This window comes from Streptomyces sp. NPDC014861, assembly GCF_043081625.1.
Taxonomy (GTDB): domain Bacteria; phylum Actinomycetota; class Actinomycetes; order Streptomycetales; family Streptomycetaceae; genus Streptomyces.
In genome coordinates this window covers 1-11,682 of sequence record NZ_JBIBWV010000030.1, presented here as the reverse complement: position 1 = coordinate 11,682, position 11,682 = coordinate 1, and the positions used below count along the sequence as shown (strand labels likewise).

The window sequence follows — 11,682 nt, the reverse complement described above, 5'->3', positions numbered from 1 at the left end:
CGCGCCGGCGGTGTCCTCCGGGCTTGGGGTGTCCGGGGGTGCGACGGTGTCCGGTACGGCGGTGCCCGGTCCCGCGGTGCCCGGTCCCGCGGGGTCCCCGCGTCCGGCCGCGCCCGGCCCCGCGGCGGCCACGCCGACGACCGCCCGTCCGGCGGTTCCGCGGACCGGGCGGCGGGCGCACGCGCGGGTGAAGGGTCCGGCGGCGGGCGGACAGGGGCGCGGGTTCCTGGCCAGGGCGGCGGCGGTGACGGCGGCGCTGACCGCGGTCGGGGCGGTGCTCGGGCTCGTCCGGGACCAGATCCTCGCCGGGTACTTCGGGGCGGGCGCGGAGACGGACGCGTTCCTGGTGGCGTGGACGGTGCCGGAGTTCGCGTCGACGCTGCTCATCGAGGACGCGATGGCGCTGATCCTGGTGCCGGCCTTCTCGCGGGCGCTCGCCCGCCGCCCGGGGGCGCTGTCCGGGGATCCGGTGCGGGATCTGGTGCGGGGGACGCTGCCGCGGCTGACGCTCGGGGTGGGGCTCGTCGCGGCCGGCCTGATCGTGGCGGCCCCGGCGGTCGTCGGGGTCCTCGCGCCGGGGCTCTCCGACCCGGGGCTCGCGGTGGACTGCACCCGGCTGACCTCGACCTGCGTGCTGACCTTCGCGCTGGTCGGCTACTGCTCGGCGGCGCTGCGCGCGCACCACGTCTTCCTGCCGCCGGCCGCGATCTACGTGGCGTACAACGTCGGCATCATCGGCACGATGGTCCTGCTCCGGGAGCCGTGGGGGGTGCGGTCGGCGGCGGCCGGGGTCGCGGTCGGCGGGGTGCTGATGGTGCTGGTGCAGGCGCCCGCGCTGGTGCGGGAGCTGCGCGCGCGGCCGGTGCCGTCGCGTGAGCCCGAGGCGCTCGCGCCGGGGGCGGGCGTGGACGGGCGGCTGATCGTGCTGGGGCTGATCGCGCCGGTGGTGGCCTTCTCGCTGATCCGCCAGTCGCAGACGCTGATCGAGCGCTTCCTGGCCGCGCCGCTGCCGTCCGGGGCGATCTCGCACCTGAACTACGCGCAGAAGATCGCGCAGATGCCGATGATCCTGTCGCTGATGCTGTGCACGGTCAGCTTCCCGGTGGTCGCGCGGGCACTGGCCGCCGGCGATCCGGAGGGGGCGCGGCGGCGGGTCGAGCGGGATCTGCTGCTGGCGGCGGTGGTGGTCCTGGTGGGCGCCTCCGTGGTGATCGCCGCCGCCCCCCAGATCGTCGAACTGCTCTTCCAGCGCGGCGAGTTCGATCGTACGGACACGGTCGCCACCGCCGCGGTGATGCGCGTCTACGCCCTCGGCCTGCTCGGCCAGACCATGGTCGGCGCCCTCGTCCGCTGCTACTTCTCCGCCGCCCGCCCCCTCTGGTACCCGGCCGCCGCGATGGCCGCCGGGCTCGCCGCCACCGCCGCGGCCGGGGTGCCCGGCGCCCGTGCCTGGGGCGCCGTCGGGATCGCCGCCGCCAACGCCCTCGGCATCACCCTGACCGCCGTCCTGCTGCTGCGCGGCGCACACCGGCAGACCGTGCCGGTGCGCGCGGACCGGCTCGGCGAGGGCCTGCTGCGGCTCGCCACCGCGGCCGCCTGGGCGACCGGCGCGGGGTGGCTCTGCTCCCTGGCGATCGGCCCCGCCGCGCTCTCCCTCGCCGTCGCCGGCCTGGTCGTGGCCGGCGTCTTCCTGCTCTTCATCGCCTGCGCCGCCAAGGCGCCGGAGATCCCTCCCCTCCCCCACCGCTCCCTCCGACGCCGAAGGACCGCCCATGCCCGCCCCCACCGCGCTGCGCCGTCTGCTGCCGAAGCCGCCCCTGTGGGCGAAGCCGCCCCTGTGGGTGGCGATGTACCACTCGATCACGGACACCGGTGACGACCCGTACCGGGTGACCGTCTCGCCCGTGCGCTTCGCCCGGCAGCTCCACTGGCTGGGCGACCGGGGGCTGCGCGGGGTGTCGGTGCGGGAGCTGCTCGCGGCGACCGCGGCGGGGCGGGCGAAGGGGCTGGTCGGCCTCACCTTCGACGACGGCTACGCCGACTTCCTCGACTCGGCGCTGCCGCTGCTGCGCCGGCACGGCTTCACCGCCACCGTGTACGTCCTGCCGGGACGCCTCGGCGGCGCCAACGAATGGGACACCGCGGGCCCGCGCAAGCGGCTGCTCACCGAGGAGGGCATCGAGCGGATCGCCGCCGCCGGCATGGAGATCGGCTCGCACGGCCTGACCCACCGTCGGCTGACGGAGGCCGACGACGCCACCCTCGCCGACGAGACCCGGCACTCCCGGACCCTCCTGGAGGAGATCACCGGCGGGCCGGTGGACGGCTTCTGCTACCCGTACGGGGCGGTCGACCCGCGCGTGGTCCGCGCGGTGCGCAAGGCCGGGTACGGCTACGCCTGCGCCATCGATCCCGGCCCGCTGACCAGCACGTACGCACTTCCTCGGATCCACATCGGCGAGGCCGACACCTCGTGGCGGCTGACCGCGAAGCGGGCCCTGCACCCGCTGCGCCGCCGCCACCCCGCCGAGCTGATCCCCGCGCAGGCGGGCCCGGCCGCGGCGGTGCTGGGATGAGCGGGCTGAAGGTCCTGCACGTCATCACCGGTCTCGGCATCGGCGGCGCCGAGCAGCAGCTGCGGCTGCTGCTGCGCCATCTGCCGGTCCAGGGGCGGGTGGTGACCCTCACCAACCCGGGCCCGGTCGCGCTCGGCATCGAGGCCGACGGCACCCCGGTCACCCACCTGGGCATGACGGGGAACAGGGACCTCGGCGCGCTGCCCCGGCTGGCCCGGCTCGTCCGCGAGGGCGGCTACGACCTCGTCCACACCCACCTCTACCGGGCCTGCGTCTACGGCCGGCTCGCCGCCCGGCTCGGCGGGGTCCGCCGGGTCATCGCCACCGAGCACTCGCTCGGCACCACGCAGATCGAGGGCCGTCCGCTCTCCGCGGGCACCCGCGCGCTCTATCTGGCGTCGGAGCGGCTCGGCACCTCGACGGTCGCGGTCTCGGCGAGCGTCGCCCGCCGGCTCGCCGACTGGGGGGTGGCGCCGGAGCGGATCGAGGTGGTGCCGAACGGCATCGAGACCGGCCGCTTCGCCTTCGCCCCGCGCGCCCGCCGCCTCACCCGGGGTGTCCTCGGGATCCCGGAGGACGCGTTCGTGGTCGGCGGGGTCGGGCGGCTGGCGCCGGGGAAGCGCTTCGACCGGCTGATCCGGGCCGTGGCGTCGGTGCCGGAGGCCCGGCTGCTGCTCGTCGGCGACGGGGAGCGGCGCGAGGAGCTGCGGGCGGTGGCGCGCGAGTGCGGCGCCGCCGACCGCGTCCTCTTCTTCGGCGCCTGCGAGGATCCGCCCTCGGACGGCCCCGCCGGGCCGATGCTGCCCGAACTCCTCGCCGCGATGGACGTCTTCGTCTCCACCTCCCCGGACGAGACCTTCGGCCTCGCCGTCGTCGAGGCGCTCGCCGCCGGGCTGCCTGTGCTCTACGTGGCGTGCCCGGCGATCGAGGACCTGCCGACGGACGCGGCGCCGGGCGCCCGCCGGATCGGCGAGTCGGTGCCGGAACTGATCGGCGCCCTGGGCGAGCTGCGGGCCGCGCGGGGCTCCCTCCCCGTACGCCTCCCCGCGCCCGCCGCCGCCCGCCGCTACGACATCGCGCGCAGCGCCGACCGGCTGATGACCCTGTACGACCGGGCCGTCCACGGCCGCGGCGCCCCCGCGCCCTCCCCCTGAAGCCCCTGCCCCTGTCCCTCCGACGTCCCTGTCGGCGTCCCGTGAAGCGAGAGAGCCCGTCATGACCACCACACCACCCCGTGCCGTCCGACTCCCCGCCCGACTGCGCTCCCCCGGCCGCTGGGCGGTGCTGCCCGCCGCCGTGGTCGCCGGGGCGGCCCTCGGCGGCGGCTACGGGGTCCTGAAGACCCCCGAGTACGCGGCGACCAGCTACGTCATCGTCGTCCCCGGCGAGAAGTCCGACCCGGCGGCGGCGCTCGGCTTCGCCCAGGCGTACGGGAAGGTCGCGACCGACATCGCGGTGACCGGCGACGCCCAGGTGTGGGCGGGAGTCACCGCCGCCACCCTCCGCGAGAGCGTGCTGGCGGAGACCTCCCCGGACGCGCCGATGATCGCCGTCACCGCCCGCGCCGCGAAGCCCTCGCGAGCGGTGACGATCGCCGACGGGGTGGCCCGCTCGCTGGTCGTCAACTCCTCGCACGTCGCCGCCAGCACGGGCGTGAAGGTCGTCCAGTTCTCCCGCGCGACCCGGCCGACCGCCCCCGTGTCGCCGTCCGCACCGCTCTCCGCGCTGGTCGGCGCCTGCGCCGGCGGGCTCCTCGGCGGGCTCGCGCTGCTGGTCCGGCCGAAGCGGGCCGCGGGGCGCCCCGAGGGCCGCCACTCGCGCCCCGCCGCCCCCACCGGCGGGGCCGCCGTGCCCGCGCCCGCCGCCCACCAGCCGGCACCGGAGGCGGTGTGACCACGCCGAGAACACCGCGGATCGAGCTCTGTCGTGACACGGAGGCCTTCGGGCGGCTGGCGGCGGAGTGGACGGACCTGTACGCGCGCTGCTCCTCGGCGACCCCGTTCCAGTCCCACTCCTGGCTGCACTCCTGGTGGGTCTCGTACGGGCGTCCCGGCGCCCTGCGGGTGGTGCTCGTACGGGACGGGGCCGGCGCGCTCGTCGCCGCGGCGCCCCTGATGCGGGCGCGCGGGCCGCTGCCGGTGCTGACCCAGCTCGGCGGCGCCATCACCGACTTCACCGACGTCCTCCTCGACGACGAGCGCCCCGAGGCGGCGGAGGCACTGGCCGGAGCGATCGCCCGGACGGCCCGGGGCGCGGTCGTCGACCTGCGGGAGGTACGCCCGGGCGCCGCCGCCGAACGGATCTTCACCCACTGGCGCGGACCGCGCCGCCGGCTGCCCGACTCGCTCTGCCTGGAGCTGCCCGCCGTCCCCATGGAAGGACTGCTCGAACGGATCCCCTCCGGGAAGGCCCAGCGGGTCCGGGCCAAGCTGCGCAAGCTCGACGCCCTCGGCATCGACGCGCGGGTGGTGACGGCGCCCGACGTGCCGGCGGCCCTCGACCGCCTGCTGACCCTCCACCGGCTCCAGTGGCGGGGACGCGGGGTCACCGCCGAGCACACCAGCGAGCGGTTCGCCCAGCACCTGGCCCGGGCGGTCCGGCCGATGGTGGAGCGCGGCGACGCGATGGTCACCGAGTTCCGGCTCGGCGGCGACGTCGTCGCCGCCGACCTGACCCTGATGTCCCCGCGGCTCGCCGGCGGCTACCTGTACGGCGCGGACCCGGTGCTCCGGGAGCGCAAGGTCGACGTCGCCGCGATGCTGCTGCGGCACGGGGCCCGGGAGACCAGCGCGGGCGGCCGGGCCACGCTGAGCATGCTGCGGGGCAGCGAACCGTACAAGCACCACTGGCGCCCCGAGCCGGTCCGCAACCGGCGGCTGCTGCTCACCGGTCGCGGTACGGCCCCGCTCCTCTGGCTCCACGCCGGCGCGGCCGACGCGCGGCGCTGGGCGGCCCGGCAGGCGCGGGAGCGGGCCTGGGCGGGCCGGCTCCTCGCCCGCCTGCCCGCCCGCACGCCCGGCGGCTGACCGTCAGAAGGGCCAGACGCCGTTCAGGGCCCCCTTCCAGTCGAGTGCGTCGCTCAACTGCTCCTTCCAGCCGGTGTCCTCCAGGACGGTGCCGTCCGCACCGGCGCCGGTGTCCACGGGTCCGGTGACCACGGGTCCGGTGTCGACGGCGCCGGTGTCGTTCGGCACGCACACCGGCCCGCCGATCCAGCTCTCCACCCACTCCCCGAGCTCGACCTTCCAGCAGTCGGGATCAGGAGCGGGCTCGGGCTTCGGTTCCGGCTTGGGCTCAGGCTTCGGCTCAGGCTTCGGTTCCGGCTTCGGTTCCGGCTTGGGCTCAGGCTTGGGCTCAGGCTTCGGTTCCGGCTTCGGTTCCGGCTTCGGTTCCGGCTTCGGCTCAGGCTTCGGTTCAGGCTTCGGTTCCGGCTTGGGCTCAGGCTTCGGCTCAGGCTTGGTCGGGTCCACCGGATCCACGGGATCGACCGGATCAACGGGATCCACCGGGTCCACAGGATCCACAGGATCCACAGGATCCACAGGATCCACAGGATCCACAGGATCCACCGGGTCCACCGGGTCCACCGGGTCCACCGGGTCAACGGGATCCACCGGATCCACGGGATCCACCGGCACCGACGGCTCCACCCCGTACAGCATTTCCCGGAACACCCGGGACGACTGCGGGTTGCTGTCGCACTGCCAGACGCCGTGCGGACAGTAGTCCGTGATCGTGTGGTAGAGCGGCTTGTGGTCGCGGATCCATTCCAGCATCCGCCGCATGTACGTCGGATTGTCGCCGTTCCGGAAGAGCCCCCATTCGGGATAGGAGATCTGCTTTCCGTGCTCGGCCGCGAAATCGACCTGCTTCTGGAGCCCGTACGGCTCGTTCACGTGGCGGTCGAAGTCGGAGCCGGGCGGCTGGTCGTACGAGTCCATGCCGATGATGTCGACGACGTCGTCGCCCGGGTAGCACTCGGTCCACGGCACCGCGTCCCGGCCCCGGCTCGGGTTGAAGTCGAAGCGGAACTTCTGGCCGGGCACGGACCGCATGGTCGTGACGATGCGGTTCCAGTACTTCTTCCAGGCCTCCGGGTCCGGACCGCAGCGGTGGGTGTACGTGGTGCCGTTCATCTCCCAGCCGAGGACGAGGACCGTGTCCAGGGCTCCGGCCTCGACGAGGCGGCGGGCGAGGGTGCGGAAGTGGTGGTCGTAGTAGCCGGCGGCGCCGAGCCGGAGCTGGCGGCGGACCTCCGGGTCGGAGACGCCGGCCTCGTTCCGTTCCAGCATGGGGACGTTGAGGACGAAGAGCCGGTCCCGCTTCGCGTTGCGCCAGTCGGCCCAGGCGTCGAGGAAGCCGGGCGGTCCCTCGATGTTGGACCAGAGGTCGCCGGGCAGGTACGTGTGGCCGACGCGGAGTTCACGGCCGCCGAGCCACCGCTCCAGCTGGCCGATCCGGGCGACCCCGAGCGAACCGGAATCGAGGAAGGCCCCCATGGCGGTGGCGGCGGAGAGAGTCGGACCGGGGTCCTCCGTCGTTAGGGATGCGGCGGCGTGGGCGGGTGCCGACAGCACGACCGAACCCGAGACGAGGAGGCCCGCGGTGATCACCCCCAGCCATCTTCTTCTCTTTCTCGGTGTTCCTCCGAAAGGATCCACGGGCCGCTCCTTCACACGCATGCCACTTGACGATCAGTCATTCCGATGTTCCGAAAGTATTCCTAATGAGCCGACCGTGAACGCCGCTATCCACCCCTCCGTAGTCCATTAGAGGATTTCATCGCCCAGTTGGGGCACCCGAGATGAAGGTGCAATGCCCGTGCCGCCTTTCGACACCCGCGTACCCGCAGTCCTCGTGCGGCTCGACCGGAACCCCTTCCATCACGGAACCCTGGGCGCGGCCCGCTCCCTCGGCCGGGCCGGGATCCCCGTCCACGCGGTCGTCGAGGCGGCCGACAGCCCGGTCGCCCGCTCGCGGTACGTGCGCTCGGCCCGGCCCCGTCCCGGCTCCCCGGTCTCCACCGAACTGGCCGCGCTGCTCCTGCGCGTGGCCGGCGAGATCACCGACACGCCGTCAGATCCGGTGCTCGCCGTGCCGCTGGACGACATCAGCGCCCTCGCGCTCGCCCGCCGCCGCGCCGACCTGGCGGACAGGATCCTGCTGCCCGAGCAGAGCGAGGAGCAGCTGCTGCGGGTCGCGGACAAGGCGGCGCTCGCCGCGACCTGCGCCGAACTGGGACTGCCGCACCCCCGCACCGAACTTCCCGCCGGAGCGGACGAGGCCGCCGCCATGGCGTGGAACCTGGGTCTGCCGGTGGTCGCCAAGTGGAGCCGCCCCTGGCTGCTGCCCACCGGTTCGGGGCTGCGCAGCACGACGATCCTCCGGTCGCTCGCCGAGGTGCGGGAGCTGTACGGCCGCACCCCGCAGGCGGGCAGCCGGCTGCTGCTCCAGGAGCTGCTGCCGCCGGGCCGGGGCCTGGACTGGTTCTTCCACGGGTACGCGGACTCGGCCGGGGGCTGCGCCGCCGGGGCCACCGGCCGCAAGGAGCGCTCCTGGCCGGACGGGGCCGGGCTCACCGCCGTCGGCCGCTGGGCGCCCAACCCGGAGGTGGACCGGGCGGCCCGCGCACTGCTCGACGCGCTCGGCTACCGGGGCGTGTGCGACCTCGACTTCCGGCTCGACCGGGCCACCGGCGCGTACCACCTGCTCGACTTCAACCCGCGCCCCGGCGCCCAGTTCCGGCTCTTCGCCGACCACTCCGGGCTCGACGTGGTGCGGGCCCTGCACCTGGACCTCACCGGCCGCCCGGTGCCGCCGCACTCCCCCGCGTACGGCCGCCGGTTCGTGGTGGAGAACTACGCGGCGCTGTCGCTGCTCGCCTCGCCGCGCCGCCGGTACGCCGCCGGACCCGACACCGCCCTGCGGTCCACCGAGCGGGCCTGGTTCGCCGCCGACGACCCGGCGCCCGCGCTGGCCATGGGCCGCGCCTGGTCCGCCCACCTGCTGCGCAGGTCCCTGGCGGCGGTGCGCCGGCGGCTCGCGGCCGAACGGCCCCGGCACCCGGCCACCCTGCCCGGCCCCTCGGGCCGCGGCTCCTCCACCCAGCTCACCCAGCGATGAAGACGGAAGACACGATGGCGAACGCGATGGCGAAGGCGAATCCGGTGCACGACCTCGTGGTCGTCGGGGCCGGTCCGTACGGGCTCTCGGTGGCCGCGCACGCGGCGGCCCACGGGCTCGAACCGGTGACCTTCGGCCGCCCCATGGAGTCCTGGCACGCCATGCCGTCCGGGATGTTCCTCAAGTCCGAGCCCTGGGCCTCGCACCTCTCCGACCCCGCGGGGGCGTACGGGCTCGACGCCTACGCGGCCCGGCGGGGCGTCCGCGCCGAGCACGGGGTGCCGCTGCCGGTCTCCTTCTTCGCCGACTACGGCGACTGGTTCGCCCGGCAGGCCGTCCCCGCCGTGGACGAGCGGCTGATCACCTCGGTGGCACCCGCGCCGGACGGCTTCCTCCTCACCGCCGAGGACGGGGCCCGGCTGCGGGCCCGCACGGTCGCCCTCGCCGTCGGCGTCCTCCCCTTCCTGGAGGTACCGGGCCCGCTCCGGCACCTCCCCCGGCGGTACGTCACCCACTCCGGCCACCACGGCGAACTCGGCCTCCTCGCCGGGCGGGACGTCACCGTCGTCGGCGCCGGACAGGCCGCCCTGGAGACCGCCGCGCTCCTCGCCGAGGCCGGGGCCGCCGCCGTCCGGATCGTCGCCCGGGCGGACCGGCTGAACTGGAACACCCTGCCGCCCGCCCTCGACCGCGGCCCGTGGCGCGGTCTGCGCGCACCGCACACGGGACTCGGCTGCGGCTGGCGGAACAAGCTCTACGCCGACGCCCCGGGCGTCTTCCGCCGGCTGCCCGCCGCCACGCGGGCGCGCCTCTTCGACTCGGCGCTCGGGCCGGCCGGCGCCTGGTGGCTGCGCGAGCGGTTCGGCGCCGTCGCCGACGTGCGCCTCGGCCACCGGATCACCGCGGCGGCCGTCACCGGCGACGACCGCCTCCGGCTGGAGATCGAGGGGCCCGGCGGTGCGGTCGCCCTGGAGACCGACCACGTCGTCGCGGCCACCGGCTTCGTCCCCTCGCTCGACCGGGCCGGTGTCCTGGACCCGGCGCTGCGCTCCGCGCTGCGCACGGTCGGGCCGGTCGGGGCCCCGGAGACCGGCGTCCTCTTCGAGTCCTCGTGGCCGGGCCTCTTCCTCGCCGGGCTGCTCACCGCCCCCTCGTACGGCCCCTCCATGCGGTTCGTGTTCGGCGCGGGGTACACGGCGGGGCGGCTGGTGAGGGGGGTGCGGCAGCGGCTGCGGTCCGGCGGACGGGGCGGCGGCTCGGTGGGCCGGCCGCGCAGCGGGGAGCGGGCGGCGGCGGTGGGGGCGTAGACGCGGACCGGCCCCGGGGAGCGGATGCTCTCCCCGGGGCCGGTCCGTGCCGGGCCCGCGAACGCGGCGGCCTGGGTCAGGCGTTGACGCAGACGTTGCCGGCGGCCGGGTTCAGCGCGCCGATGACGTTGATGCTGTTGCCGCACAGGTTGATCGGCACGTGGATCGGGATCTGGACGACGTTGCCCGAGAGGACACCCGGCGAACCGACGGCGGCACCGTGCGCGTCGGCGTCGGCGAAGGCGGGCGTGGCCGCACCCATGGCCATGATGACTCCGGCAATGACGGCAGCAGCCTTCTTGCACTTCATTTCGTCTGGTTCCTTTCCGCGGCGGAAGATCGGCTTCCGTCACACACAGGGACAACGACAACCTCTCGCGAAGGAAACCGCGGATCCGGTTCCCACTCCGGCATTCACTCCGTTGCGCGCACGACACAGGGCCGGAGGAAGGAATTCCTCCGGCCCTGCGGCGGCGCTGCGGATCAGCCGTTGCCGATGCCGTTCCCGGAGAGGACCGGGATGTCCTCCAGGACGTGCGACAGCGGCTCGTCGCCCTTGGCCTGGGTCGAGTTCTCCGCGCACTGCTGGTTCTGCGGGGAGGACAGGACGTTGACGTCCTGGACGGCGACCGGGACGAGGACACCGACGACCGAGCCGACGTTGCCCTTGACCGGGACACCCAGGCAGAGCTTGTTCAGCGAGCCCTGGACGGCGGAGAACTGCGGGCTCATGTCACCGGCGGTCTTGGAGTTGCCGAACGCCTGGTGGGCGCCGTTCCCGGAGAGGGAGGTCGTGCCGCCGTCGTTGGCGATGGCCATCGCGGGGGCGGCGGCCGCGGCGGCGACGCCGACGGCCGAAGCGGTGACGGCCGCGGCAGTCATCATCTTCTTGATCACGGTGAATCCGTTCTGTTCCCACCAATCGACCTGATTGATGCGACCGATCAACCTGCGGGTACGGAGGGAGGTTCCGGGGCTTCACCCGATCGACTGGGGTGCGCCCCGAGCGCTGCCACGTGCGCTCCGCCATCGGGGTGACAGGGCGGAACCCGCCGGTCCGGAGCGAGTTGATCAGGTGGCTCCCTGCACGGAGCCGGTTCTAGAAGGGAACTCCCGTGATCAAGAAGGTCATGGCCACCGCGGCTGCCGCCGCCTCGATCGTCGGCGCCTCCGCCGCCGCGGCCACCCCCGCCCTCGCCATCGCCGACGACGGCGGCACCACCTCCGCGAGCGGCAACTTCGCCCACCAGTCGTACGGCAACTCCGCCACCTACGGGAACATGAGCCCGCAGTTCGCGCTCGTCCAGGGCTCCCTGAACAAGCCGTGCGTGGGCCTGCCGGCGAAGCTCAACGCCGGTTCGCTCGTCGGTCTCGTCCCGATCTCGGTCCAGGACGTCAACGTCCTGTCCTCCCCGCAGAACCAGCAGTGCGTCGAGAACTCGACGCAGGCCAAGGGCGACGAGCCGCTGTCGCACCTGCTGGAGGACATCCCGATCCTCTCGGGCAACGGCGTGGCCAACGGCTGACGTTCCGCGCGTCGAGGGGCCGCCCCGGCCGGGGCGGCCCCTTCGCGCGTACGGCCCTAGGCGGTGTTTTAGAACGCGGTGACCTGCCTGTTTGGCCGTCCGGGGAAGTCTCGGGCGGCCATCCAGATGGTGAGGTCACGGGCGATGTCG

11 protein-coding genes are annotated in these 11,682 nt (G+C 74.7%); 8 read left to right on the top strand and 3 right to left on the bottom strand.

Features of this window, described 5'->3' with window-relative positions:
• Window positions 1-244: 244 nt before the first annotated feature.
• The 5 genes from ACF1BN_RS34275 (at window position 245) to ACF1BN_RS34255 (ending at window position 5,602) form a co-directional block, all read left to right on the top strand.
• Window positions 245-1,876, top strand: coding sequence for a lipid II flippase MurJ (locus ACF1BN_RS34275; RefSeq protein ID WP_392335490.1), 1,632 nt, complete (start codon window positions 245-247; stop codon window positions 1,874-1,876).
• Entirely contained in the window at window positions 1,773-2,576 is an 804-nt protein-coding gene (locus ACF1BN_RS34270) for a polysaccharide deacetylase family protein (protein ID WP_392335489.1), read from the top strand. The genes ACF1BN_RS34275 and ACF1BN_RS34270 overlap by 104 nt, the downstream gene beginning before the upstream one ends.
• On the top strand, window positions 2,573-3,730 hold the full coding sequence (locus tag ACF1BN_RS34265; protein ID WP_392335488.1) for a glycosyltransferase: 1,158 nt from the start codon (window positions 2,573-2,575) through the stop codon (window positions 3,728-3,730). The genes ACF1BN_RS34270 and ACF1BN_RS34265 overlap by 4 nt, the downstream gene beginning before the upstream one ends.
• Before the next feature lie 61 nt (window positions 3,731-3,791).
• Entirely contained in the window at window positions 3,792-4,469 is a 678-nt protein-coding gene (locus ACF1BN_RS34260; RefSeq protein ID WP_392335487.1) for a lipopolysaccharide biosynthesis protein, read from the top strand.
• Window positions 4,466-5,602 carry a GNAT family N-acetyltransferase gene (locus ACF1BN_RS34255; protein ID WP_392335486.1) on the top strand — a complete coding sequence of 379 codons (1,137 nt, stop codon included), beginning with the start codon at window positions 4,466-4,468 and terminating at the stop codon, window positions 5,600-5,602. The genes ACF1BN_RS34260 and ACF1BN_RS34255 overlap by 4 nt, the downstream gene beginning before the upstream one ends.
• A gap of 3 nt (window positions 5,603-5,605) precedes the next feature.
• Here ACF1BN_RS34255 and ACF1BN_RS34250 read toward each other — a convergent pair whose 3' ends face one another.
• The gene (locus ACF1BN_RS34250; protein ID WP_392335485.1) at window positions 5,606-7,189 is read right to left on the bottom strand and encodes a glycoside hydrolase family 26 protein; all 1,584 of its coding nucleotides are present in this window, start codon (window positions 7,187-7,189) and stop codon (window positions 5,606-5,608) included.
• Window positions 7,190-7,391: 202 nt separating this feature from the next.
• Here ACF1BN_RS34250 and ACF1BN_RS34245 point away from each other — a divergent pair, with 202 nt between their 5' ends.
• Window positions 7,392-8,699 (top strand): ATP-grasp domain-containing protein, encoded by a 1,308-nt coding sequence (locus ACF1BN_RS34245; protein WP_392335484.1) that lies wholly within the window; start codon window positions 7,392-7,394, stop codon window positions 8,697-8,699.
• 44 nt (window positions 8,700-8,743) lie between these two features.
• The gene (locus ACF1BN_RS34240; protein ID WP_392335565.1) at window positions 8,744-10,006 is read left to right on the top strand and encodes an FAD-dependent oxidoreductase; all 1,263 of its coding nucleotides are present in this window, start codon (window positions 8,744-8,746) and stop codon (window positions 10,004-10,006) included.
• 76 nt (window positions 10,007-10,082) lie between these two features.
• On the opposite strand, the gene ACF1BN_RS34235 is transcribed toward ACF1BN_RS34240, so the two are convergent.
• Both ACF1BN_RS34235 and ACF1BN_RS34230 read right to left on the bottom strand, forming a co-directional pair.
• Window positions 10,083-10,316: a chaplin gene (locus tag ACF1BN_RS34235; RefSeq protein ID WP_392335483.1), complete on the bottom strand. Its 234-nt coding sequence runs from the start codon at window positions 10,314-10,316 to the stop codon at window positions 10,083-10,085.
• 173 nt (window positions 10,317-10,489) lie between these two features.
• Window positions 10,490-10,903 (bottom strand): rodlin, encoded by a 414-nt coding sequence (locus ACF1BN_RS34230; protein ID WP_376606126.1) that lies wholly within the window; start codon window positions 10,901-10,903, stop codon window positions 10,490-10,492.
• A 218-nt stretch (window positions 10,904-11,121) separates the two neighbouring features.
• Between ACF1BN_RS34230 and ACF1BN_RS34225 the strand changes: the two genes are divergently transcribed.
• Complete coding sequence (locus ACF1BN_RS34225) at window positions 11,122-11,532, top strand: rodlin (protein WP_392335482.1); 411 nt, start codon at window positions 11,122-11,124, stop codon at window positions 11,530-11,532.
• Window positions 11,533-11,682: the final 150 nt, after the last annotated feature.

Coding starts and splice junctions, on each gene's coding strand:
- ACF1BN_RS34260 (WP_392335487.1), top strand. CDS start 3,792: ATGACCACCACACCACCCCGTGCCGTCCGACTCCCCGCCCGACTGCGC.
- ACF1BN_RS34245 (WP_392335484.1), top strand. CDS start 7,392: ATGCCCGTGCCGCCTTTCGACACCCGCGTACCCGCAGTCCTCGTGCGG.
- ACF1BN_RS34270 (WP_392335489.1), top strand. CDS start 1,773: ATGCCCGCCCCCACCGCGCTGCGCCGTCTGCTGCCGAAGCCGCCCCTG.
- ACF1BN_RS34265 (WP_392335488.1), top strand. CDS start 2,573: ATGAGCGGGCTGAAGGTCCTGCACGTCATCACCGGTCTCGGCATCGGC.
- ACF1BN_RS34235 (WP_392335483.1), bottom strand. CDS start 10,316: ATGAAGTGCAAGAAGGCTGCTGCCGTCATTGCCGGAGTCATCATGGCC.